General features: G+C 44.1%; 21 protein-coding genes. 11 read left to right on the top strand and 10 right to left on the bottom strand.

Features of this window, described 5'->3' with window-relative positions:
* The first annotated feature begins 16 nt into the window (after positions 1-16).
* The 4 genes from JKJ11_RS03620 to xni all read left to right on the top strand — a co-directional run bounded on the left by JKJ11_RS03620 (position 17) and on the right by xni (position 6,452).
* The gene (locus JKJ11_RS03620; RefSeq protein WP_006075399.1) at positions 17-2,281 is read left to right on the top strand and encodes a tetratricopeptide repeat protein; all 2,265 of its coding nucleotides are present in this window, start codon (positions 17-19) and stop codon (positions 2,279-2,281) included.
* Between the two features lie 104 nt (positions 2,282-2,385).
* Entirely contained in the window at positions 2,386-3,954 is a 1,569-nt protein-coding gene (locus JKJ11_RS03615) for a GGDEF domain-containing protein (protein WP_031496518.1), read from the top strand.
* Between the two features lie 290 nt (positions 3,955-4,244).
* Positions 4,245-5,606, top strand: coding sequence for a nucleotide 5'-monophosphate nucleosidase PpnN (ppnN, locus tag JKJ11_RS03610; RefSeq protein ID WP_031496516.1), 1,362 nt, complete (start codon positions 4,245-4,247; stop codon positions 5,604-5,606).
* A gap of 63 nt (positions 5,607-5,669) precedes the next feature.
* Positions 5,670-6,452 carry a flap endonuclease Xni gene (gene xni / locus JKJ11_RS03605; RefSeq protein ID WP_006075688.1) on the top strand — a complete coding sequence of 261 codons (783 nt, stop codon included), beginning with the start codon at positions 5,670-5,672 and terminating at the stop codon, positions 6,450-6,452.
* Between the two features lie 13 nt (positions 6,453-6,465).
* On the opposite strand, the gene rlmM is transcribed toward xni, so the two are convergent.
* From rlmM to seqA, 6 genes are all read right to left on the bottom strand, one after another.
* On the bottom strand, positions 6,466-7,557 hold the full coding sequence (rlmM, locus tag JKJ11_RS03600; protein WP_124940690.1) for a 23S rRNA (cytidine(2498)-2'-O)-methyltransferase RlmM: 1,092 nt from the start codon (positions 7,555-7,557) through the stop codon (positions 6,466-6,468).
* Entirely contained in the window at positions 7,554-7,970 is a 417-nt protein-coding gene (locus JKJ11_RS03595) for a DUF423 domain-containing protein (protein WP_031493794.1), read from the bottom strand. Before JKJ11_RS03595 ends, rlmM begins: the two co-directional genes overlap by 4 nt.
* Positions 7,963-8,586 (bottom strand): alpha/beta family hydrolase, encoded by a 624-nt coding sequence (locus tag JKJ11_RS03590; protein WP_198557395.1) that lies wholly within the window; start codon positions 8,584-8,586, stop codon positions 7,963-7,965. The genes JKJ11_RS03595 and JKJ11_RS03590 overlap by 8 nt, the downstream gene beginning before the upstream one ends.
* Positions 8,579-9,487, bottom strand: coding sequence for a transcriptional regulator GcvA (locus tag JKJ11_RS03585; protein WP_038225434.1), 909 nt, complete (start codon positions 9,485-9,487; stop codon positions 8,579-8,581). The genes JKJ11_RS03590 and JKJ11_RS03585 overlap by 8 nt, the downstream gene beginning before the upstream one ends.
* A gap of 400 nt (positions 9,488-9,887) precedes the next feature.
* Positions 9,888-11,534, bottom strand: a complete 1,647-nt coding sequence (pgm, locus tag JKJ11_RS03580) for a phosphoglucomutase (alpha-D-glucose-1,6-bisphosphate-dependent) (protein ID WP_252038749.1) — start codon at positions 11,532-11,534, stop codon at positions 9,888-9,890.
* Between the two features lie 91 nt (positions 11,535-11,625).
* Entirely contained in the window at positions 11,626-12,156 is a 531-nt protein-coding gene (gene seqA / locus JKJ11_RS03575; protein ID WP_171389018.1) for a replication initiation negative regulator SeqA, read from the bottom strand.
* 93 nt (positions 12,157-12,249) lie between these two features.
* Between seqA and JKJ11_RS03570 the strand changes: the two genes are divergently transcribed.
* The 3 genes from JKJ11_RS03570 (at position 12,250) to fldA (ending at position 13,910) form a co-directional block, all read left to right on the top strand.
* Positions 12,250-13,008 carry an alpha/beta fold hydrolase gene (locus tag JKJ11_RS03570; protein ID WP_252039093.1) on the top strand — a complete coding sequence of 253 codons (759 nt, stop codon included), beginning with the start codon at positions 12,250-12,252 and terminating at the stop codon, positions 13,006-13,008.
* Between the two features lie 98 nt (positions 13,009-13,106).
* Positions 13,107-13,328: a DUF2788 domain-containing protein gene (locus tag JKJ11_RS03565; RefSeq protein WP_006075772.1), complete on the top strand. Its 222-nt coding sequence runs from the start codon at positions 13,107-13,109 to the stop codon at positions 13,326-13,328.
* Between the two features lie 48 nt (positions 13,329-13,376).
* Positions 13,377-13,910: a flavodoxin FldA gene (gene fldA, locus JKJ11_RS03560; protein WP_006075773.1), complete on the top strand. Its 534-nt coding sequence runs from the start codon at positions 13,377-13,379 to the stop codon at positions 13,908-13,910.
* A 48-nt stretch (positions 13,911-13,958) separates the two neighbouring features.
* Here fldA and JKJ11_RS03555 read toward each other — a convergent pair whose 3' ends face one another.
* Positions 13,959-14,366 carry a hypothetical protein gene (locus JKJ11_RS03555; RefSeq protein WP_124940685.1) on the bottom strand — a complete coding sequence of 136 codons (408 nt, stop codon included), beginning with the start codon at positions 14,364-14,366 and terminating at the stop codon, positions 13,959-13,961.
* Positions 14,367-14,440: 74 nt separating this feature from the next.
* A complete protein-coding gene (locus tag JKJ11_RS03550) occupies positions 14,441-14,953 on the bottom strand; it encodes a DUF4442 domain-containing protein (protein WP_252038748.1) in 513 nt (170 codons plus the stop codon).
* A 191-nt stretch (positions 14,954-15,144) separates the two neighbouring features.
* On the opposite strand from JKJ11_RS03550, the gene fcrX reads away from it, so the two are divergent.
* Positions 15,145-15,591 carry a ferric iron uptake transcriptional regulator FcrX gene (gene fcrX / locus JKJ11_RS03545; RefSeq protein ID WP_006071894.1) on the top strand — a complete coding sequence of 149 codons (447 nt, stop codon included), beginning with the start codon at positions 15,145-15,147 and terminating at the stop codon, positions 15,589-15,591.
* Positions 15,592-15,682: 91 nt separating this feature from the next.
* Here fcrX and glnS read toward each other — a convergent pair whose 3' ends face one another.
* Both glnS and nagE read right to left on the bottom strand, forming a co-directional pair.
* Positions 15,683-17,350, bottom strand: coding sequence for a glutamine--tRNA ligase (gene glnS, locus JKJ11_RS03540; RefSeq protein ID WP_006071895.1), 1,668 nt, complete (start codon positions 17,348-17,350; stop codon positions 15,683-15,685).
* Between the two features lie 203 nt (positions 17,351-17,553).
* Positions 17,554-19,122, bottom strand: coding sequence for an N-acetylglucosamine-specific PTS transporter subunit IIBC (nagE, locus tag JKJ11_RS03535; RefSeq protein WP_038222489.1), 1,569 nt, complete (start codon positions 19,120-19,122; stop codon positions 17,554-17,556).
* Between the two features lie 466 nt (positions 19,123-19,588).
* Between nagE and nagA the strand changes: the two genes are divergently transcribed.
* The 3 genes from nagA to JKJ11_RS03520 all read left to right on the top strand — a co-directional run bounded on the left by nagA (position 19,589) and on the right by JKJ11_RS03520 (position 23,624).
* Entirely contained in the window at positions 19,589-20,725 is a 1,137-nt protein-coding gene (gene nagA / locus JKJ11_RS03530; RefSeq protein WP_031494860.1) for an N-acetylglucosamine-6-phosphate deacetylase, read from the top strand.
* Between the two features lie 2 nt (positions 20,726-20,727).
* Positions 20,728-21,942, top strand: coding sequence for a DNA-binding transcriptional regulator NagC (gene nagC, locus JKJ11_RS03525; RefSeq protein ID WP_006071900.1), 1,215 nt, complete (start codon positions 20,728-20,730; stop codon positions 21,940-21,942).
* 101 nt (positions 21,943-22,043) lie between these two features.
* Positions 22,044-23,624, top strand: coding sequence for a cation:proton antiporter domain-containing protein (locus JKJ11_RS03520; RefSeq protein WP_038225443.1), 1,581 nt, complete (start codon positions 22,044-22,046; stop codon positions 23,622-23,624).
* Positions 23,625-23,699 lie beyond the last annotated feature (75 nt).

Below are 23,699 nucleotides of genomic sequence, written 5' to 3'. Positions count from 1 at the left end.
GGAAATGGACACTTTCATGGGCTCTAAATTTTGGGTTGTATTAGGGATTTTTGCAGCGCTTCTAAGTAGTGTGGCGAATGCAACGTCGTCTTTTACTTCTCCCCTCTTGGTTGAGGCGGATAAGTTGGTCGAAATTGAGCCCAGCAAAGCGCTAGAAATCGCGACCGACTACCTGACAAACCGCAGTTTTGCAGAGCCCAATGATGATCGCCTTCCAAACCTATCTCGTGACGATACCGACCAACGCATTCGAACGCCATTAAGTACGGTGAATGCGTTAATCATCGCTTCTCAAGCCCAGTTTAACTTGGGGCGAGTCCGAGAGGCCTTGCAAGGCTTAGATAAAGCTGAGTCAATGACCAAGCAATATCACTTGCTGTTTTTAGAGCTGGATGTACGCATCCTCAAGACACGTTTACTGTGGCTGACAGACAGCGAAGGGGCAAAGGCGTTAGATGCGCTCAAGACTATAGAAAAAGACCTTGAGGCGATTCGTAAAGGCCAAAGCATTGCTAACCGCACCAGCTACCGCATCAAAATCTTACAAGCAGAGATAGCTTCGGCGGAAAATGAATACGATCTCGCGAATCATATGTATCAAAAGGCGAATGAATTCGTACCGCAAGATAAACTTTCGAAATGGGAAGTTGAATATCATACCGCTTATGGCACCCACTTCCTCCGCTACCGACGCTACAACGAAGCGCTATCTGAGCTCTTGCTCGCTTATTGGACCGCAATCGAGCTGAACAGTAGCGATCAGCTGGCACATATTAACCAATTGCTAGCGCAGTTATTCATGCAGCGTCAGGTACTGGATAAAGCGCTTGAACACTTGTCACAAGCCGCCGATTTTTATGGCAATTACCCTGAGTCCCCTATCCTCGCGGATGTGTTAAAGCTCATGGGGGATATTTATTTCCTTCAAGGGAAATACAACTTGGCTTTAGTGCATTACTTTAATGTTATCGACCACCAAGCAACCGATAAAAATATCGAAAAAGTCATCGATATTAGAATTAGTTTGGCATCCACGTATTTGCAACTCTACAACTATCCGCTTGCCGAGCAGTATCTTACCCGAGCAGAAAACCTATTAAGTTATGCCGATTACCCGGCGCTTAAGGCGCGTGCATCACTATTGTACGCAGGACTAGCTTACCACCAGCAAGAAAATGACAAAGTCATTGAACATGCCACCAAGGCACTTGAGCTGAGTAAATCCCTGAATCAAACATCGCTAGAACAGCAAGCATACCAGTTGTTAGCGTTAGGCCATGAACAGCAAGGCCACTACCAACAAGCACTCGATGAAATTAAGAAAGCTAATTCGCTGCGCATTTACCAGCAAGATCAGCTTAATCAAATAAGTGAAGACGCCTTCAGGCAACAAAAACAGTTTGTTGAACAGGGCCTACACTACGAAACGCAAAAACAAGAGCTCAAAGATGCACTGCTGCAACAGAAAAAGTTCCAGAAAGTCGCTTTTGGTCTGTTCTGTGCCCTCTCTGTCATGGCACTGATGGGGCTGAGATTGTTCTATGTTTATCGACGTAACAAAACCGAGTTAAAAGAACTTAATGACACGTTATTTACCCATGCTCGCTCTGGTTTACCGAACCTACGTTTATTGAACGCTAACTTACCAAGTTCTTTACAGCGTACCCAAAGCTACTTTGAACAGTGGCAGGTTGGTGAGCTCATTAACGAGCCACTAAGCGATCGTCTTCGTTTTGTCATGATCGATGTACCGTTCCTAAGAAACATGTACCTTCAAAACGGTTACAAATCGGGTCTCGAACTAGAACGAGCATTTGGTGAATTTATCCGTAGCAAAATAGAAAGCCCCGCTCGTATCTATCATTTCTCCGACGCGAACTTACTCTACATTGAGCCGAGTATTAAGCCGCGAACCGCAGAGAGTTTATTCGAAGAAATTCAAAGTTGGGTGGACGAATTTGAGCCAAATCGAAACATCAATCGTATCGTCCGAGTCGGCATGGCCAACTACCCCTTCTTGCCACGAGCCTACACCGCCATCAATGATAAAGAGCTGCTTGACATCTTACTCATCGCCACGCATATGGCACGTGATGTCAGTATGAAAGAAAGTAAAAGTCATTGGGTTTATTTGAAGGCGATAGATAATGCACCTGCTGCAAGTTTAGCGACTGAAGATATCCGACAAGCATGTCGAACCGCTATAAAACAAGGACTAATAAAAGTGCACTCATCCTCTCAGAATGAGGACGGGTTCAAAAAAATACTGACTAGTGAGTAAAAATACGGCACTTGAACGCAAGATTACGTGACGTTGTGATGTTTTTTGATATTATCAATCAATACATCAATAAGTTTGACAACTAGTTTGTTTTTATAGGATTTATGGGCTCACAGGATAGCGAGACAATGGAGAATCTCCATCAGCTTAGAATGCAGTTGGAGCAATTACGCGTTGCTCAACGAGATGCATCGCTGAAATCTCGTCGTGAGCAAACCATTCTAAAACGCTTTATTGGTACCTTAAGTCACGCCCATATTGGTTCGCACTCGCGAATTGATGACAAACTGATTGAATTACGCCATGAGTTAGAGCATAACAAAGACATCAGTAGTTTGGTGCCAAAGTTTGCTATTTTGGAGCGCCTGATCGGTCAAAAGGCAGTTGCCATGGAAAAACAACAAAGCTCATTGGAAGAGCAGACTCGACGCAGTGGCGAAACGTTGCAGCGCGTTGCTGGCCTACCCGCTCAAATCAAGCGTGACCTGCGCTCTATCCTTGCTTACAACGACAACAACTCACTAAAACTCACTGATAACGCGGTGAAACTGCTGGCAATTTATGAACGTGCCATCAAGATTATTACCTCAAACTCTGCGTTAACCTCCAAAGAACCAGAAATCAGTGCGGATTCCGCTTTACTGTTAACCTTAGGTGACGAGCTTCAGAACCTGATTACAGAACTTGATTTTGACGGTGAGCCTGGGGAGCAACTGTTTGAAATTCGCTCTAAGCTGCTTACTGACGCCTCCGGCAATAACTTGCTCGAGCTGACCTTACAAGTACTACGTTTGGTTATTGATGCCACCAAATATGAGCGTCGCACCTCAGAGCAATTTTTAGAACGAGTAAATACGTCACTTTCGTCCTCACTAAAAAGCAATGCTCAAAACCTCGATCAGAATCAAATCTACTTTGAGCAGCGACAAATCATGAGTAAAGAACTCAGTGATTTAGTGACTACGGGACAAAACAGTATCGCCAACTTGCAAGACTTAGAAGATGCTAAGCGAACCATGAATCCATTGTTTGCTCAACTAGCTTCCCTAACCGAGCGCCTGCAACATGCCGAAGCTCGTGAACAAGCCTTGTTAGAAAGAATGACGCACAGCAATAATCAGCTTGAGTCACTTTACGATGTCACTCAAGACTATCGACGCCGCCTAGAGGATCAATCCAAACGCATGCTGTTAGACCCCCTTACTAAGGTCTACAATCGTACCGCTTTGCTGGATAAACTTGAGATCGAATATCGTCGCTGGCTTAAGAATCAGCATCCACTCTGGGTTATTATCTTTGATATCGATAAGTTTAAGAGCATAAACCACAACTTTGGCTATAGCGCTGGAGATAAGGCTCTTAAAATCATCGCTAAAACCATTTCAAGCACAGTTTCAAAGACAGATACCGTTGCTCGCTTCTCTGGCGAAGAGTTTGTACTGATTATGCCTGAGCAAAATGAAGCTTATTGCCAAGCTAAAGTTAGAGAAATACAAACTAAAATCAGCAACTTACCATTCAAATTCCGTGACCAACTGATCACTATCACTTTATCAGCAGCAAGTACGGCCTTTAGTCACAATGACACCCCAGATGAAGTGCTTGAGCGTTTACACAAAACGATCGCACACACTCAAAAACTCGGTCCTAACCAATTGGCTTGGAAGCCCTAGTCCTCTTTTATTTTTCAAATAGTTATAGAAACTTGTGTCACATTTGCTAATCTAATAGTTATCTGTGTACTTAACCGAAGCTATTGCTGGAACTAAGTCCACAGCCAATAACTAAAACTACGCGACCGACTGCAAAGCGCGAGTAACTATAGCAACGCAAATAACTATAACAACACGAATAACTAAGGCGATTGGTTCACTGTCTGATATTTGACTCTTAAGCTTTCAGCCAACAAATACAGACAGTAGCGAGACATGAATCGCTTTCGGTTCTAGAAAAGGAAATGCTTATGATCACGCATATTAGCCCAGCAGGGAGTATGGACCTGCTGTCTCAGCTAGAAGTAGAGCGTCTTAAAAAAACCGCATCTAGTGACCTTTATCAACTGTATCGCAATTGTACCTTAGCGGTACTCAATTCCGGCAGCCACACCGACAACTCAAAAGAGCTGCTCGACAAATATAAGACTTTTGATGTTAATGTCATGCGCCGTGAACGCGGCATCAAACTTGAACTAGCCAATCCACCAGAACATGCATTCGTGGATGGTCATATTATCAAAAGTATCCAAGAACACCTCTTCTCTGTGTTACGTGACATCGTATACGTCAACATGCACTTGGCCGATAGTCAGCGACTTAACCTGACCAACTCTACCCATATCACTAACTTAGTGTTTGGTATCTTACGTAATGCGGGCACATTGATTCCAGGTATCGAACCTAATTTGATTGTCTGTTGGGGCGGACACTCCATAAACCCAACAGAATACCAGTACACTCGAGAAGTCGGTAACGAACTTGGTCTACGAGAGCTTAATATCTGCACTGGTTGTGGTCCAGGCGCAATGGAAGGACCAATGAAAGGAGCCGCGATTGGTCACGCCAAACAGCGTTATACTGAGCAGCGTTATCTAGGTTTAACCGAACCATCAATTATTGCGGCCGAGCCACCAAACCCAATCGTCAATGAGCTGGTTATCATGCCCGACATTGAAAAGCGCTTGGAAGCGTTTGTTCGAATTGCCCACGGTATTATTATTTTCCCAGGTGGTCCAGGGACAGCGGAAGAGCTACTATATATCCTTGGTATCATGATGCATCCGAATAATGCCGACCAGCCAATGCCAATCGTCCTGACAGGTCCAAAAGAGAGCGAAGCCTACTTCCGCTCCATTGATGAGTTTGTCCGTTCGACCCTTGGCGAAGAAGCGACGAAGTATTATCAGATCATTATTGATAATCCAGAGAAAGCTGCACAAATCATGAAACAGGCGATGCCAACGGTAAAAGAACATCGTAAAAAAACGGGCGATGCATACAGCTACAACTGGTCACTGCATATTGAACCTGAGTTCCAACTTCCGTTCGACCCCACTCATGAAAATATGGCAGGGTTAGATTTACATCTTAACCAAAGACCTGAAAACCTAGCAGCCGCCCTGCGCCAAGCGTTTTCTGGCATCGTGGCTGGTAACGTTAAAGCTGAAGGCATCAAAGAGATAGAGAAACATGGACCATTTATCATTGACGGTGATAAATCATTAATGAAGAAAATGGACCGATTGTTAGCTGATTTCGTGGCGCAACAACGCATGAAATTACCGGGTTCTGAGTATGTTCCATGTTATCGAATCGCCAACGGCGAATAAAACACTGAAACTCAACTGAAGATTATTTACAATAAGGCCACGTTCTCAAGTGGCCTTAAATTTATGTCAATTCATCTCGTTATCATCGATGCACTCAATCTCATCCGCCGAGTACATGCGGTTCAACCCGACCCAACAGATATCGATAGAACCATTCAAACCACGTCGAGAACCTTACATCGCATTTTAGACGAGTCCAAACCCACGCATATCATTGCCGTGTTTGACCATCATGAACAGGATCGAGGTTGGCGCGCTGACATCCTTCCTGAATACAAGCAAAACCGTAAACCCATGCCTGAGCCTTTATTCAATGGTTTGGAAAAAATACAAGATGCTTGGTGGCAATTAGGAATCGATTCCTTGCTTTCTGAAGGCGATGAAGCTGATGACTTGGTCGCGACCTTGGCGGTAAAAGTAGCCAGTCACAACGAGAAAGTCACCATTATTTCTACAGATAAAGGCTATTGCCAGATACTTTCGCCAACATTACAAATTCGCGATTATTTCCAACACCGTTGGCTAGACGCACCATTTGTTGAGCAAGAGTTTGGGGTCAAACCGGAACAACTTGCCGACTACTGGGGGTTAACTGGAATCAGCTCATCACAAGTACCTGGGGTTGCTGGGGTAGGACCTAAAGCGGCCAAGGAAATCCTTAATCAGTTCACCGATATTGAGTCGGCTTATACCTCGGATGACCTCGCAGCTAAATACCGTAAGAAGTTAGATGAGCATATTGAAATGGCGAGAAAGTGTAAGCAGGTTGCCGCACTAAAAACCGACATTGAGTTAGGCTTTAATTTACAAGATATCAGATTCGAGGGCTCAAGCGCTCAGTCTTAAGCCCCCATACGCTTTAATGAGGCGAGATGTTGGATAGCACTTGGATGTGCACTGTGATTTCTTCACGGTCGTGGTACAAGTGCTTAGCTTGAAGCTTAAACTTCACCTTGTTCTCGATTAAGAATACCTTAAGGTTTTCAATATCCTGAAGAACCTCGTCATAGCGACCTTTCATTGGCAACTTCAGGTTAAAGATAGTCTCTTTCGCCCAACCACGAATCAACCACTCGCCCATCAGATGAGCAACACGAGCTGGTTTCTCAACCATATCACACACCAACCAAGTAACGTTTTTACGTGGTGGCTCAAACTTAAAACCATCGACTTGATGATGCTTCACTTGACCAGTATTCATTAAGCTGTCTGCCATCATGCCATTATCGATAGCATGAACAAACATCGAACGACGCACTAATTGATACGTCCAACCGCCTGGACAGGCACCTAGATCAACGCCCCACATGCCTGATGCTAATCGAGTATCCCACTCTTCTTTAGGGATAAAGACATGGAATGCTTCCTCAAGCTTTAATGTTGAGCGACTTGGCGCATCCACCGGGAACTTAAGACGAGGGATACCCATGAAAAACGCGGAGCTATTTTCTGGATAGGAGTAACCAACAAAGCAATGTCCTGAACGAATAAAGCAAATATGCAGCACTGGCTTCTTACTATGCTCTTTATTGAACAGATAACCTTTACCACGCATCGCTTGGCGAACCGGCACCGTGAACTTACGACAGAACTTAAGTAGCTCTTTCGCTTCATTAGTATCAGGAGTTTCAATACGTAAATCCCCACAGCGAGGAAATTGCTCAATGGACTCCAATGACTCAAGTAGCGGCGTAATACGGTCTTCTGCTGGGAGTGACTCTAGTTCACTCGCGATGGCAAACATTTGACGAGCAAAAATCAGTGATTGGAAATCGATCTCACGAATCAATCTATCTGCATCGCCTGCTTGGTAACATTCAAATATCACATAGCCAGAGTTATTCTTCACTCTAGGGAAGCCGAATACTTCAATGGCATTCGCTTTGTCTTGAATCTCACCTGCACACTCTTTCTCGAATCCAGAGCGGCAATAAAGCATTACTTGTTTCACTGATTGACTCCATCTTTGGTTGTTTCGTCAGTCATCTGATATCCAGCGTAGGCGAGAAATACCCAACCTACCATAAACATCACGCCGCCCATTGGAGTGATAGGTCCAAACCACTTCACCCCAGTTAGCGCTAAGGCGTATAGACTACCGCTAAAGAAAAGGATGCCGATGATAAAGCAAATCGCAGCACGATGAAATGCCTTTCGAGAATTAGGGTTGCTAACGATCGTTGCCAACAAAGCACACAGTAAGATAGCTAAAGTATGAATAAACTGATAAGTCACGCCCGTTTCGAAAACGCCAATAAGATAAGGCGACAGTATCTTTTTCAAACCGTGGGCAGCAAACGCTCCAAGCGCAACACTCAACAGCCCCGAAATAGAAGCGACTATGACAAGAAAGCGGCTAGACATCAGAGATCCCTTTGATAAACAACGCGAGACGATCTACGGCTAACTGTCTATTTTGGGCTTCCGTGAACCCCGAAGACTTGCGAGGCTTAAAGCTATGATCACCATCGGGAATAAAGCTGGTTGAGACTTGGTCTGAAAACTCGAACTGTTCGAATTCTTCAAATTTCCCAAACGTATCTCGCTCTCCTTGGATAATAAGAATCGGTTTATCGATCGTCGCTAAATGTGTGCCTTTATAATTCTCTGGTTTACCAGGAGGATGGAATGGGAAACCTAGACAAGCAATGGATTGAACCATGGGATGTTCAGATAGCATGGATGCCATACGTCCTCCCATCGACTTACCACCAATCACTATCGGCTGACCACCAGCAACTTCCTCTATGACTGCAGTCATCGCCTCTAACAGTTTAGGCGCACGATCAGGTGGGCGTTTTTTGCCATCTATTGCACGTTTTTCCATATAAGGAAAATTGAAACGAGCAACGCGAACCCCTTTTTCAGCCAAACGCGTGGTGACATCTTGCATGAACTCGTGGTCCATTCCAGCGCCCGCACCGTGAGCAAATAAGAACAGTGGTCCATTTTCTGGGCCATCAAACACAACATTATTCATCCAGAAGTTCCTCTTGCTCACTCTGTGCCTTAGCTAACATCCAATCTCTAAAGGTCGCGATACGTCCCATATCTGCTTGTTTATCATGGCACACGACGTAAAACGCATTCTTGGTGACCAGTACTTCATCAAACGGAGCAATCAATCGCCCAGCATCAAGCTCGGGTTGGGCTAATACGTTATTCCCTAAAGCAATCCCTTGCCCATGTGCCGCAGCTTGCAGCACCATAGTCGAGTGACTGAATATCGGGCCATGATTCACATTTACGCCATCAATCTCGTTTTGTTTCGCAAACTGCTTCCAGTCTTTACGAGAGGTATCATGCAATAAGGTGTGTTTTGACAAATCGGATAGCGCATCTAAAGGCTTATTGCCAAGTAACAGTGCTGGAGAGCAGAGTGGCACCAAAAACTCCTGATAGAGCTTATCAGCACGTAAACCAGGCCAATTGCCGCGACCGTAGTAAATCGCTACGTCAACGTCATCCGTTAGCGAACCCTCATCCATGTCCACCGCCTTTATGCGCACATCAATGTCAGGTTCTTGCTCATTAAAGTCAGCAAGCCTAGGAACCAACCACTGAATCGCAAAGCTCGGCGGTAAGCTGATGGTCAACGCACCTTTTTCGCTTCGCTCTAACACCTTATCTGTCGCTTCGGCTAAAGAGGTAAATATATCTTTGATATCAAGAAAATACCCTTGCCCTTCTTCGGTAAGTAATAATGAACGATTACGGCGACGAAACAGTTTTAATCCCAAGAATTCTTCAAGGGCTTTAATCTGATGACTGACCGCAGCTTGGGTCACAAACAGTTCTTCGGCTGCGCGAGTAAAACTCAAATGGCGCGCTGCAGCTTCGAAAACTTTTAGCGAGTTAAGTGGAGGCAAACGTCTAGACATAGCGACTCTCTAAAGCATTAGTTTTTTTAATCTGAAACATTATAAATTGTCCATTGCCGAACAGCCAGAGAAATTCTATATTTCATCCCGCAAACGCGAGTCTGAACGGCTTGATTCTCTGTAGAATCAATTGACTTGCGCTTGCGATGTTGTGTTTGCAATCTCGATTTTCGAGTTAGGTAGATTCTACCACCACACTTTGGCTAGTTATCCCCTAGTCGATGTGTGTACTTCCTGTATTTTTGACCTGTCTGTCAAATTTTCTTACACCGCCTAAATGGCGGTGTTTTTTTATCTGCGTTTTATTCGAAACTATTGCATAAAAAAACGGCCGCAATTTGCGACCGCTTATTACAATATTATTAATAGTAGAACTAATCGTTAATCTATCAGATTAAGATTACAGACCTGCCGCGGCAAACACCTGATTGACGATTTCTTGCGCTTCTGCCTCGATCAGTTTCAAATGCTCTTCACCTTTGAAGCTTTCACAATAAATCTTATAGATGTCCTCTGTGCCTGACGGACGAGCCGCAAACCAGCCGTTTTCTGTCGTCACTTTCAGACCGCCGATTGCAGCACCGTTACCTGGAGCGTGCGTCAAACGAGCTGTGATGGCATCACCAGCTAACGTTTCTGCCGCTACCATTTCTGGAGACAGTTTCTTAAGTACATTCTTTTGTTCAGTGTTGGCAACAGCTTGAATACGGTTGTACTTAGATTCACCGTGCTTCGCTGCCAGCTCTTCGTAGTACTCTTGTGGATTCTTACCCGTTACCGCGGTAATTTCAGCAGCTAGCAAGCAAAGGATGATACCGTCTTTGTCCGTTGACCATGGCGTTCCGTCTTTACGTAAGAAGGACGCACCAGCACTTTCTTCACCACCGAAGCCAAACTCGCCGTTATACAGACCATCAACAAACCACTTAAAGCCCACAGGTACTTCACACAGTGTACGGCCAAGGTCGGCAACCACACGGTCAATTAGCGCACTCGATACTAGCGTCTTACCTACTGCCACATCGTCACGCCACTGGCTACGATGACGGTACAGATAGTCGATACAAACAGCCAAATAGTGGTTCGGGTTCATTAGGCCTTTTGGCGTCACAATACCGTGACGGTCATAATCTGGGTCATTACCAAATGCTAAATCGTAGTCATCTTTAAGCGCCAGTAATCCCGCCATCGCATAAGGTGATGAACAGTCCATGCGAACCACGCCGTCTTTATCTAAAGACATAAACTGGAATGATGGGTCTACCGCTTCGCTGACTAACGTCAGATCCAAGTTGTAAGCGCTGGCAATTTGACGCCAATAATCGATACCTGAACCACCTAATGGATCAACGCCGATTTTCAGGTTTGACTTCTGAATCGCTTCCATATCAATCACATTTACCAAGTCATCGATGTACGGCTTAACAAGGTCACGCTCTTGGAATAAAGGCTGAGTTTTTGCTACTGCAATAGGAAGACGTTTCACGTCTTTCATTTCATTAGCAATGATGTCGTTAGCACGATCCTCAATAGCCTGAGTAAGTTCTGCTTCTGCTGGACCGCCATGCGTTGGGTTGTACTTGATGCCACCATCTTGCGGTGGGTTATGCGATGGTGTGATAACAATACCATCCGCTTTATCCGCATTTGCTAAGTTATGAGTAAGAATAGCGTGAGAAATACCCGGTGTTGGGGTGTAGCCATTGTTCTCTTGAGCGATAACAGTAACGCCGTTTGCTACAAGCACTTCAACGACAGTTGAGAATGCAGGCTCTGACAATGCGTGAGTATCTTTACCTACGAAAAGTGGACCTGTAGTGCCCTTTTCTGCACGAACTTCAGCAACAGCTTGCGCTATTGCTAAAATGTGGTTTTCATTGAAGGTTGCTTTGTCAGCGCAACCACGGTGACCGGAAGTACCAAATTGCACACTTTGTGCTTGGTTGCCAGCTTCAGGTTGAATTAAAAAGTAATTAGCAACGAGCGCAGGAATATTATGCAGGTCTTCTTGCTGAGCCTTTTGGCCCGCGCGTGGGTGTATAGCCATAACAGACGTCCTTTCAAAATTAAGCTTAAAAATAAAAAAAACCTCATAATACTCGTTTCAATATGAACATTATGAGGTTTGAATCGAAATCTTAGATGGATGCCGTCACTTTTTCGATGAGTTCGGCGGGATAATCCATCATGGTCATCACCTGCTCCACCATTTGCCTTTTACGACTGGTATTAGTGTTGGTGATAACCCAGAAAGGGGTATTAGGAATTGCTTTCGGCTTAGTCGTATTGCCGCTTTCTAGCAAAGCCGCTTCATTATTTGCGAAATAAACGCGTTTGCGACCTTTAACTTGTGAAGCTTCAGAGAAGCCTTCTGGATTTAAGCGATGCAGAGTTGATAGTACCAACATAAATCTATCGATAGCTTTTTTCAATCCAGCAAACTCGTCAGAAATCAGCAGTGAGCGCATTTCTTTTACTGAATCTACCGCCTCTACCTGAGGGTTCTCTTTACTAACGACGATAGTTTTAGCGGCAGCTGGTTTCTGTTCCGTTTCGGCTGCATCTACCTTTAATAAACGTCGTAAGATATCTGAAGCACTTTCGCCAATGTGGTGGGTCTGGCTTGCAATATAACGGTATAGATCCTCATCAACCTCAATTGTTTTCATTCGCTTTTCACAGTCTCTATGTTTAAACTCTGGGTGATTATAACGAGTTCCGCGATGAACCTCTACGTTAAACACATCACGAATAACAGAAAAATGTCAGCTTTATTGAACTATAAAAGAGAAGGTCAAGGCTTACCTGTCGTCCTCATCCACGGTCTGTTCGGAGACTTGAACAACCTTGGTGTTTTGGCTAGAGACCTAAAACAAGACTTCGATGTCATTAGTATCGACCTACGTAACCATGGTCGTTCTTTCCATAGCGATGATCATAACTACACCTTGATGGCTCAAGATGTGGTGCAACTGCTTGAGTCATTAGATATCACTAAGCCAATTGTCATCGGTCATTCAATGGGTGGCAAAGTTGCTATGCGTTTGTGTGATTTTGATTATCCACTTTCAAAACTGATTGTGATGGACATGTCTCCAGTCGAGTACACTGTGCGCAGACATGACAATGTATTGTCTGGACTAGACGCGGTGATTGCCAGTAAGCCAACGTCGCGCGCGGATGCTATGGGACTGATGAGTCAACACATCGAAATGGAAGGGGTTCGCCAATTTCTTGGTAAATCTTTGTATAAACAGGATGACTATATTGCTTGGCGTTTTAATGTTGAGAGTTTGAAGCGTAACTACTTAGCTATCTTGAGCTGGCAACCAATTGAGAAAAGTAATGTTCCGATTTTATTTATTAAAGGCGGAGACTCAGATTACCTCACGGCCGAACATCAGCCTTTGATACAAGCTCAATTTTCAAATGCCAAAGCGCATGTTATTGCCAATACTGGGCATTGGCTTCATGCAGAAAAACCGGCAGAAGTACTAAGAGCTATACGCAAATTTATCTAAATTTGACGTCAAACCATTACTCGACTGCGAGCACGCATTAACTTTATCGAACAACAGTGGTATAGTTCCGCGCAAGCATATTGGCATAAAGGAATACCATGCTTTACGACTACATAAACAAACTGGAATCTATTGGTTTGGATCTACTGTTTGCAGCGATCTTCTTTTTGATCGGTATGGCAATCAAAGATGTCCTCAAACAAGGTAATGTTCCTGTTTTTGGTCGACGTATTGTATGGCTTGTGCTGTTCTTAGGGTGTGCAGGTTTTGTCGCAAAAGGCATTATTCAGCTCAGCTGGGAAGGCACAGGACTCGGCTAACGTTCCGGTTCCTTAATCCAACACAGACAATGAAAAGGTACTGAATCTATGGCAAGTGTAGGTCTATTCTTTGGTAGCGATACTGGCAACACAGAAGCTATTGCAAAGATGATCCAAAAACAATTGGGTAAACAGCTCGTTCACGTTCAAGACATTGCAAAAAGCAGCAAAGAAGATATCGACAATTTCGATTTACTGCTTTTAGGTATCCCAACTTGGTATTACGGCGAAGCTCAAGCAGATTGGGATGATTTCTTCCCAGAGCTAGAAGGCATTGACTTCTCAACTAAGCTTGTTGCTATCTTTGGCTGTGGTGACCAAGAAGACTACGCAGAGTACTTCTGTGATGCTATGGGTACAGTACGTGACATCGTTGAAGCAAAAGGCGGTACTATCATTGGTTACACACCAACTGAAGGGTACGAGTTTGAAGCTTCTAAAGCACTTGTTGAAGGCGATGAGTCACAATTCGTTGGCCTATGTATCGACGAAGACCGCCAGCCAGAACTAACTGACGAGCGTGTATCTAACTGGACTAAGCAACTTTATGAAGAAATGTGCTTAGCTGAGCTAGAAGATTAATTCACTCGCCAAAGTGAATGCAAAAAAACCTCCATTTCGGAGGTTTTTTTATTTTGATTGTGTATCAGAAATACTACAAATTCGGGTTTTTGAAGCAATTTGCCCTGTTTCAAACTCAATCGACTCTGTCGCAGCAATTTGGCTAACATTGCTAAACCGTCCATTAAGTATAGGCATCAGTTGCTGACAGACTTGCTGAGTCATCGCCTCTAGCATCCAGGTAGTCATTGATTCTGTTTCAGGGTCTCCCGCATATCGATATGTGGTCGTTCTAAACAAAATCCCATCATTGAGCGCAAGATGCATATCAGAGATTGTGATTTTAGGGTCAACTTGCTTAAATTTAATATGAGCAAGATCGTCGTTGAGCTGTCTCAAAATTTCAGGTGTTAAGGTTTCTGAAAGTACAGTGCCGCTAAAGAGCACTGTTAAACCTAAAATGACTAAACGCTTCACTGACACCTCACTACATCATTAATTCAGTTAATAATAAACCAAACCATAACCGTGTTGTGTACTACTGGCAAAAACTAAGCTTGCACCGACGTAGTATCATTTTCTGTTTCTGCGCGGTATTTAGGCTTCTTACGAATATAAAGTTTACGTTGAATGGTGGCGACGACCTCACCATGCTGGTTGTGAATGTGGGTGACAAACTCTGGAAAGCACTTATCCCCTGTTGCCGTACTGTGTAGAATGCCGTCCAACATATCTTGGCTCACTACAAACTCAGCATTTAAGTCAGAAAAACCTGGCTTGATAAAATCGATACTGGCTTCTTTATCCCAAACATAATATTGCTCGCGAAGAATTCCCATCAACATCAACGAATAGATAGGATCAGTCATGGCGAAAATACTGCCGCCAAACTGGGAACGATTGGCATTTTTGTTCCACCACCTCAGTTTTAATCGCACTTTAACTGAACGAAAATCCTCACTGATCTCAGTGATTTTTATCCCGGCTCCCCAAAAAGGTGGCCAGATGTTCAATGCAAACTTCACGTATTTGGGTTTATAAATTTTCGCTAATCGTTTATCCATAACTCGCAATCCAACTTCATATGTAAACGAATTGTAACTGGTCAGACGTGTTTGTAAAGTGACATTGTTCGCCTTCTATGTTAATACTTAGTAACCCTTTGAAGTTCGAGGTTTATTGTTACGCTGTAGTACCCTATAATGAATAGATTACTGAAATCTGTTTATTGCTGCAGATCATTACAGGAAAGTTTATGTCAGACAACAATAAGGCACTTAAAGACGCGGGACTGAAAGTCACGCTGCCGCGACTAAAAATTTTAGAAGTACTGCAGAAGCCAGAGTACCAACATATCAGTGCAGAAGATCTGTACAAGAAGCTCATCGATCTTGGAGAAGAGATCGGTTTAGCAACGGTTTACCGTGTTCTAAACCAATTTGATGATGCGGGTATTGTTACACGCCATCACTTCGAAGGTGGTAAATCGGTATTTGAGCTTTCTACTCAGCACCATCATGATCACCTTGTGTGCCTAGATTGTGGTGAGGTTATCGAGTTCTCTGACGATGTGATTGAAACTCGTCAAAAAGAGATTGCAGCTCGTTATAATATCGAACTCACCAACCACAGCCTTTACCTCTATGGTAAGTGCATTGGTGGTGCATGCAAAGATAACCCTAAAGCGCACGAACCTCGTTAACACGCTAAATGGGTAGAATTAAAAAAACCAGCCATTGTGGCTGGTTTTTTAGTATCTAAAGCCCCTCTCAGAAAAGAGAGGCTTAAAGTGATTATTTTGCTTCGACCTTAGCCCAAGTGTCACGTAGACCAACGGTACGGTTGAAAACCAAAGATTCAGCACTAGAGTCTTTGATGTCCGCACAGAAGTAACCCATACGCTCAAATTGGTAACCTTGAGAAGCATCTGCTGCTGCCAAACTTGGCTCTACAAAGCCCTTTGACACAACTAGAGACTCTGGATTGATGGTTTCAGCAAAGTTATCCGCCGCCGCAGGGTTAGCAACAGTAAACAAGCGATCATACAGGCGAATCTCAGCAGGTAGACCTTTATCCGCTGATACCCAGTGAATAACGCCTTTCACTTTACGACCGTCAGCTGGATTTTTACCTAGCGTATCAGCATCGTAACTACAGAAAATCGTAGTAATATTGCCAGCTTCGTCTTTCTCAATGCGCTCTGCTTTGATCACATAAGCACCACGTAAACGAACTTCTTTACCTAAAACAAGACGCTTATACTTCTTGTTGGCTTCTTCGCGGAAATCTTCACGTTCAATCCAAACTTCACGAGTAAATGGTACTTCACGTGTACCCATTTCTGGTTTATTCGGGTGATTTGCAATTGATAAGGTTTCACCTTCACCTTGGTAGTTTTCGATCACAATTTTCACAGGATCTAAAACAGCCATTGCACGAGGAGCGTTCTCATTCAAATCATCGCGAACGCATGACTCTAGAGAACCAAACTCGATCATGTTCTCTTGTTTTGTCACACCGATACGTTTGCAGAATTCACGAATTGAAGCAGGCGTAAATCCACGACGACGCAAACCAGAAATCGTTGGCATACGCGGGTCATCCCAGCCGTTAACCAGTTTCTCAGTCACCAGTTGGTTAAGCTTACGCTTTGACATCACTGTGTATTCCAAGTTCAGACGACTGAACTCATACTGATGCGGTTGGCAATCAATAGTGATGTTTTCAAGAACCCAGTCGTACAAGCGACGGTTATCTTGGAACTCTAACGTACATAGCGAGTGGGTAATGCCCTCAAGCGCATCTGAAATACAGTGAGTGAAGTCATACATCGGATAAATGCACCACTTGTCACCTGTTTGATGGTGGTGAGCGAAACGAACACGATAAAGCACAGGATCGCGCATAACCATAAATGATGAACTCATGTCGATCTTGGCACGAAGACAAGCTGTACCCTCTTCGAAGCCGCCATCACGCATTTTTTCGAATAGCGCTAAGTTCTCTTCAACTGAACGATCACGATATGGGCTTGGTTTACCAGGTGCGGTAAGCGTTCCTCGATACTCGCGGATCTGCTCTGGACTTAGCTCGTCAACATACGCTAAGCCTTTATTAATCAATTCAACCGCATACTCGTAAAGCTTATCGAAGTAGTTTGATGAATAACACACGTCACCAGACCACTCAAAGCCTAACCAGCTTACATCATTCTTAATCGACTCAACGTATTCAACGTCTTCTTTTTCAGGGTTTGTATCATCAAAACGAAGATTACATTGTCCCTGATAGTCCTGAGCAATACCGAAGTTTAAACAAATAGATTTTGCGTGACCGATATGCAGGTAACCATTTGGCTCCGGCGGAAAACGAGTATGCACGCTAGTATGCTTGCCATCCGCTAAATCTTTATCAATGATTTGGCGAATAAAGTTCGATGGACGAGCCTCAGCTTCACTCATCTATAACACCTCTATGTTTTAAGTATTGTCAGATATATAAACGCTAATGATCCACAATTCCTTGCGAAACCTCAACAAGAACTCGCATTTTCACAAGATTATTTTAGTACTGAAACTTGAACGGTGAAAAAGCAGAAGAAAAGAGGCATAAAAAAAGCCTCTCAAATGAGAGGCTTTACTATGGAAATCAATGAGTAGCTAGACTATGGAAGTTTTACTTCTGATAAGTCTTCACCAGCACCGATAGACTTCATTTCACCGGCAATGATTTCAGCTAGTGGGCCTAGGATAACTTGTAGGTTATTTTCACCTAGTTTCACTACACCTTTCGCACCTAGCTTTTTAAGTACAGCTTCGTCAGCAACAGAGCGGTCTTTAAGCGTTAGACGTAGACGTGTGATACAAGCATCGATTGAAGTTAGGTTATCGTGACCACCTAGGGCTTTTAGGTATTGGCGAGCTAGGTCACCGTTTTTCACGTCACCGTCAACTTCTACTTCTACATCATCGTCTTCACGACCAGGCGACTTCAGGTTGAAAGCGCGGATTGCGAAGCTGAATGTGAAGAAGTATAGAGCACCGAAGCCTAGACCGATTAGTAGTAGTGTGAATGGTTTCGTAGCTAGACCCCAGTTCAATACGAAGTCGATTAGACCAGCAGAGAAGCCGAAGCCGTGTAGCGTACCAAACATGTTAGCAACAACTAGAGCTAGACCAGTAAATACTGCGTGCATTGCATATAGTGCAGGTGCTAGGAATACAAACATGAACTCTAGTGGCTCTGTGATACCAGTTAGGAATGAACAGAATGCTACAGAGAATAGTGCACCACCAACTTGGCTGCGTTTCTCAGCAGGTGCTGCTAGGTACATTGCTAGTGCTGCACCTGGTAGACCAAACATCATTACAGGGAAGAAGCCGTTCATGAATACACCAGCGCTCTTATCGCCGCCGAAGAAGCGGTGTAGGTCACCAGTTTTCACTGTTTCAGTAACTTCTTTAACTGTTGCTGTGATTTCAGGAGTTACAGAGTTAGCAAACTCGAATGTATGAGCTTGACCAGCTACTAGAGTCTTAGCAAGAGCTGGGTCTACACAAAGCTGTTGTAGAGAAGGAAGCGCTTGACCAGCAGCTTGAGCGCCAGTAACTAGAACTTCTTGACACGTACCCATACCGAACCAGAAGTATGAGTTAAGAACGTGGTGAAGACCTACAGGGATAAGTGCACGGTTAAGCGTACCATAAACGAACTGACCAATTGCGCCAGAAGTTGATACTGCGTGTGCTAGAGCGTCAAGACCACCTTGGATGCTAGGCCAAACCACACCTGAGATCGCACCTGCTACTAGAGCAAATAGACCAGCCATGATAGGAACTAGACGCTTACCTGCGAAGAATGCCAACCATTCTGGAAGACGAGTCGCATGGAATGCGTTGTAAGAGTGACCTGCAATGATACCTGCGAAGATACCACCGAAGAATGACATGTTAACGTCAGCGTTGATTGTTGTTGCTGTCGCAGTTAGAACGAAGTAAGCAACTGCACCAGCAAGACCTGCTGCACCGTTACCGTCTTTAGAAAGACCAATCGCAATACCTAGACCGAATAGCAGAGGCAGTTGACCGAAAATCGCTCCACCAGCTTGCGCCATAAATGGAATGTCTAAAAGGTCGCCTTGACCCAAACGTAGTAGAAGCGCCGCAATCGGAAGCGTTGCGATAGGTAGCATTAACGCTTTACCTAGCTTCTGTGCATATCCTAGCATATTCACCTTAAGTTCCCCCTATAGGATTTGAATTTTGTTGGACGACTTATTTTAGCCGTTCAATTTAGTCCTATTCAGTTTATGAAATTAATTTTGCTCCGCAAATTAAAACCTCACCATTTGTGATCATAATCACCAGTTTTTGCCAAAATAGAGGCTTTTTGCTAGCTAGATCATAAAACTTATTTTATCATACGAAAAAATAGCAAAATCTAAGTAGGATTTTGCCTGAGAGAGTTGCACTAAGTAGCGATTATTTTGCGATTGGAATCAACTTTTCCAATGTAATGACTACACATAAAATAACAATAACTCCCTCATTATCATTAAGTTACTTTGACTATTTTATCTAATTAAAACTTGCTGACTACTAAATCCGTCTCATTGCTACAAGCAGAAAACTAAGTCGAATCTTCACTGTTTCGATAACCGCAATGAGCTAAAGAGAATACAACACAAGGATTCGCTAACTATGTATGCATTAACTAACTGTAAGATCTTCACGGGTAGTGACGTTCTCACCAATCATGCGGTGCTAATCAATGGTGACCAAATCGAGTCGGTTCTGCCTAGCGCAGAGCTTCCAAGTGACATTAAGTGCGTGGATTTAAACGGCGCAAACCTAAGCCCGGGTTTTATTGATTTGCAGCTAAACGGCTGTGGCGGTGTGATGTTCAATGACGAAATAACCGCCGACACTATCCATACCATGCATAGAGCTAACCTTAAGTCAGGCTGTACTAGCTTCTTACCTACGCTGATTACTTCATCTGATGACAATATGCGCCAAGCATTGACCGCAGCTCGCGAATACCACAGCCAGAACCAAAACCACTCTCTTGGCCTACACCTAGAAGGTCCTTACCTAAACGTTGCGAAAAAAGGCATTCATAGCCCTGACTTCATTCGTCAATCTGACGATGCAATGATCGACCTTATCTGTGAAAACCGCGACCTCGTCGCAAAAGTGACCTTAGCTCCAGAACAAAACGCACCAGAGCATATCGAAAAGCTACGTAAAGCAGGTATTGTGGTCTCAATTGGCCACACTAATGCCACTTACGAAGAAGCCCGTAAAGGTTTTGAATCTGGCATTACATTCGCAACGCATTTATTTAATGCGATGACGCCAATGACAGGTCGTGAGCCGGGCGTTGTTGGTGCTATTTACGATACGCCAGATGTCTACGCCGGTGTGATTGCCGATGGTTTCCATGTTGACTATGCGAACATTCGCATCGCGCATAAAGTGAAAGGTGAAAAGTTAGTATTAGTGACGGACGCCACAGCTCCAGCGGGTGCTGACATGGATTACTTTATTTTTGTCGGTAAGAAAGTATATTACAAGGATGGTAAGTGCGTGGATGAAAACGGCACACTAGGTGGCAGCGCACTTACAATGATTGAGGCGGTTCAGAACACAGTTGAACACGCTGGTATCGCTTTGGACGAAGCTCTACGAATGGCGACGCTTTACCCTGCTAAAGCAATGGGTTTAGAAGACAAGCTTGGCCGCATTAAGAAAGGCATGATTGCTAACTTGACCGTATTCGATAGAGATTATAATGTCCAAGGCACAATTGTTAACGGACAATACGAGCAAAATTGAGCATGAATGGCGGACAAATAGGTAACGTAGATTTAGTAAAACAACTTAACAGTGCAGCGGTTTACCGTTTAATAGACCAACAAGGGCCTATTTCTCGCATTCAAGTTGCTGATGTTAGCCAGCTGGCACCTGCAAGCGTTACCAAAATTACCCGCCAATTATTGGAGCGCGGCCTTATCAAAGAGGTCGCTCAACAAGCCTCAACAGGTGGACGCAGAGCCATCTCTCTAACGACAGCTGTGGAGCCTTTCCACTCTGTCGCTGTACGTCTCGGTCGAGATTATGTGCAGTTCTCTCTTTACGATTTGGGTGGCCGTGAAATGGCCTTCTCCCATAATGATTTTTACTACACCAATCAAAGTGAACTTAGCGAAGGCTTGGTGACATCGCTTCGCGAATTTCTAAAAGAACACAGCCCTAAAATCGAACAGCTTATTGCTATTGGCATTACCCTACCTGGGCTGGTTAACCCGACTACGGGTGTTGTTGAATACATGCCAAATACCGACATCGACAAACTCGAGCTCGCTGACTTAGTTCGTGCTCAGTTCAAAGTAGAGTGTTTTGTAGGTAACGATATTCGTGGTTTAGCTCTGGCAGAACATTACTTTGGCGCAAGCCGCGACTGCCAAGATTCCATATTGGTCAGTGTTCACCGTGGTACTGGTGCTGGTATTATCGTCAATGGCCAAGTGTTCTTAGGGCACAACCGCAATGTGGGTGAAATTGGTCACATCCAAATCGATCCGCTAGGTGAACAATGCCAATGTGGCAACTTTGGCTGCTTAGAAACGGTTGCGGCTAACCCAGCAATTGTCAAACGCGTTAAAAAGCTGATTGAACAAGGGTATGAGTCAACACTTGCTCTAAAAGAGCACATAACTATTGAAGATGTTTGCTCACACGCATTAAATGGCGACGAGTTAGCCAAACAGAGCTTGGTTCGAGTAGGCAACCAACTCGGCAAAGCCATCGCAATCACTATTAACCTGTTCAACCCGCAAAAAATTATTATTGCTGGTGACATTACCATGGCAAAAGAGATTGTCTTCCCAGCGATTCGTCGTAATGTCGAAAACCAGTCGTTAACGACATTCCACACAGAGCTACCAATTGTTGCTTCAGAAATCGATAAGCAACCTACAATGGGTGCCTTCGCTATGATCAAACGCGCCATGCTAAATGGGGTTTTGTTACAAAAACTACTCGAAGATTGAGAAAATGTATTGAAATAACAAACAAACCCTTACATAAATTATGTAGAATATGTGACCACACTTCGGTGTGGTCTTTTTGTCTTCAGATAATAAAAAATACTATGGAACTGATCCTTATAACCGTCGCCTTCATCGCGGGTTTCCTCGCATTGAAATGTCAACTACCACCCTTAGTAGGTTTTCTACTTGCTGGGTTTATTCTGCATCACTTTGGTTTTGAATCGACCGATACTATTACCACTCTTGCAGACCTTGGTGTGACACTTCTACTGTTTACTATTGGCTTAAAGCTCGACATTAAAACTTTGTTGTCCAAAGAGATTTGGGCCGGCGCAACCATTCATAATCTGCTTTCGACACTTTTGTTCGCCGTTTTGTTACTTGGTTTGAAAATTCTGGGTGTTTCTAGCCTTGCTACGCTCGACGTTGAGCAACTTATTCTGTTGGGCTTTGCTCTTTCCTTCTCAAGTACTGTATTTGCAGTAAAAACCTTACAAGAAAAAGGTGAGATGAATGCTACCTATGGCACTCTCGCCATTGGTATTCTGGTTATGCAGGATATCTTCGCGGTCATCTTTTTAACAGCATCAACAGGCAAGTTCCCAGAATGGTATGCCATCGGACTATTTGCTCTTCCTCTCCTTCGTCCCATCATGTTCAAGCTATTAAATAAAGCCGGACATGGCGAAATGCTCGTATTAAGCGGCATTTTCTTCGCACTCGTCATGGGTGCAGGGTTATTTGAATTGGTTGGAATGAAGCCGGATTTGGGTGCGCTTATCTTGGGTATGCTGTTAGCTTCACATTCTAAAGCTTCTGAGCTGTCAAAATCACTTTTCAATTTAAAAGAGCTGTTCTTAGTCTGCTTTTTCCTCAATATTGGTCTTGCTGATCAGCCGACAATCGAAGGTTTTGTGCTCGGTGCATTGCTCCTCTTGTTACTGCCACTGAAAGGCATTCTTTACTTCGTGGTCATCAACGCATTTAAATTCCGTGTCCGTACGTGCCTTCTAACTACACTCACTCTGTTTAACTTCAGTGAGTTCGGTCTCATTGTCGGTGGCTTGGCTTACAAACTGGGTTGGATTTCCGGTGACATCTTAGTCGCGTTAGCCATTGCCGTATCGTTGTCCTTTATCGTTTCTGCCCCTCTAAACCGAATTGGGCACAGCATTTACTTGCGCAGTGCGAAGTGGCTAAAGGAACAAGCAGCAGAGAAGATCAATACCCGCGACCAATTCATCAATCCAGGCGAAGCTCAGGTTCTGATTCTTGGCATGGGACGAATCGGCACTGGTGCTTATGACGAGCTCTACCAACGATATGGAAAAGTTAGCCTAGGTGTTGAAGTGCGCGAAGAAGCCGCTAAGCAACATCGAGAGGAAGGCAGAAATGTTATAGCCGGCGATGCCACCGACCCTGATTTCTGGGAACGTATTCTCGACACAGCTCATGTAAAGTTGGTATTGCTGGCAATGCCCCACCATCAAGGTAATCAAACTGCGTTAGACCTACTTCACCAAAAGCAGTTTAAAGGGCAAATTGCTGCTATCGCCGCTTACCCAGATCAATTGGATGAGTTGGAGCAGATGGGTGTCAATGCGGCATTTAATATCTACAGCGAAGCAGGTAGTGGTTTCGCACGCCATGTATGCGATCAGCTGCAACCTAACCTCAAATAGCAACCTCTACAAACATAATTAAAAGCCGGTCAATCCGGCTTTTTTTGTGGTTAATTGACCATCAAAGCACCAATA

Origin of the sequence: Vibrio sp. SCSIO 43133 (genome assembly GCF_023716845.1) — a bacterium.
Taxonomy (GTDB): Bacteria; Pseudomonadota; Gammaproteobacteria; order Enterobacterales; family Vibrionaceae; genus Vibrio; species Vibrio mediterranei.
This window is presented reverse-complemented; position numbering and strand designations above follow the sequence as displayed.

Excerpts from the sequence above, each read along its gene's own strand:
- JKJ11_RS03570 (WP_252039093.1), top strand. The coding sequence starts at position 12,250 with ATGTCAGCTTTATTGAACTATAAAAGAGAAGGTCAAGGCTTACCTGTC.
- JKJ11_RS03590 (WP_198557395.1), bottom strand. The coding sequence starts at position 8,586 with ATGAATAATGTTGTGTTTGATGGCCCAGAAAATGGACCACTGTTCTTA.
- pgm (WP_252038749.1), bottom strand. The coding sequence starts at position 11,534 with ATGGCTATACACCCACGCGCGGGCCAAAAGGCTCAGCAAGAAGACCTG.
- JKJ11_RS03620 (WP_006075399.1), top strand. The coding sequence starts at position 17 with ATGGGCTCTAAATTTTGGGTTGTATTAGGGATTTTTGCAGCGCTTCTA.
- fldA (WP_006075773.1), top strand. The coding sequence starts at position 13,377 with ATGGCAAGTGTAGGTCTATTCTTTGGTAGCGATACTGGCAACACAGAA.
- JKJ11_RS03595 (WP_031493794.1), bottom strand. The coding sequence starts at position 7,970 with ATGTCTAGCCGCTTTCTTGTCATAGTCGCTTCTATTTCGGGGCTGTTG.
- nagC (WP_006071900.1), top strand. The coding sequence starts at position 20,728 with ATGAATGGCGGACAAATAGGTAACGTAGATTTAGTAAAACAACTTAAC.
- xni (WP_006075688.1), top strand. The coding sequence starts at position 5,670 with ATGTCAATTCATCTCGTTATCATCGATGCACTCAATCTCATCCGCCGA.
- fcrX (WP_006071894.1), top strand. The coding sequence starts at position 15,145 with ATGTCAGACAACAATAAGGCACTTAAAGACGCGGGACTGAAAGTCACG.
- ppnN (WP_031496516.1), top strand. The coding sequence starts at position 4,245 with ATGATCACGCATATTAGCCCAGCAGGGAGTATGGACCTGCTGTCTCAG.
- glnS (WP_006071895.1), bottom strand. The coding sequence starts at position 17,350 with ATGAGTGAAGCTGAGGCTCGTCCATCGAACTTTATTCGCCAAATCATT.
- JKJ11_RS03585 (WP_038225434.1), bottom strand. The coding sequence starts at position 9,487 with ATGTCTAGACGTTTGCCTCCACTTAACTCGCTAAAAGTTTTCGAAGCT.
- JKJ11_RS03565 (WP_006075772.1), top strand. The coding sequence starts at position 13,107 with ATGCTTTACGACTACATAAACAAACTGGAATCTATTGGTTTGGATCTA.
- nagA (WP_031494860.1), top strand. The coding sequence starts at position 19,589 with ATGTATGCATTAACTAACTGTAAGATCTTCACGGGTAGTGACGTTCTC.
- seqA (WP_171389018.1), bottom strand. The coding sequence starts at position 12,156 with ATGAAAACAATTGAGGTTGATGAGGATCTATACCGTTATATTGCAAGC.
- JKJ11_RS03615 (WP_031496518.1), top strand. The coding sequence starts at position 2,386 with ATGGGCTCACAGGATAGCGAGACAATGGAGAATCTCCATCAGCTTAGA.
- JKJ11_RS03520 (WP_038225443.1), top strand. The coding sequence starts at position 22,044 with ATGGAACTGATCCTTATAACCGTCGCCTTCATCGCGGGTTTCCTCGCA.
- JKJ11_RS03550 (WP_252038748.1), bottom strand. The coding sequence starts at position 14,953 with ATGGATAAACGATTAGCGAAAATTTATAAACCCAAATACGTGAAGTTT.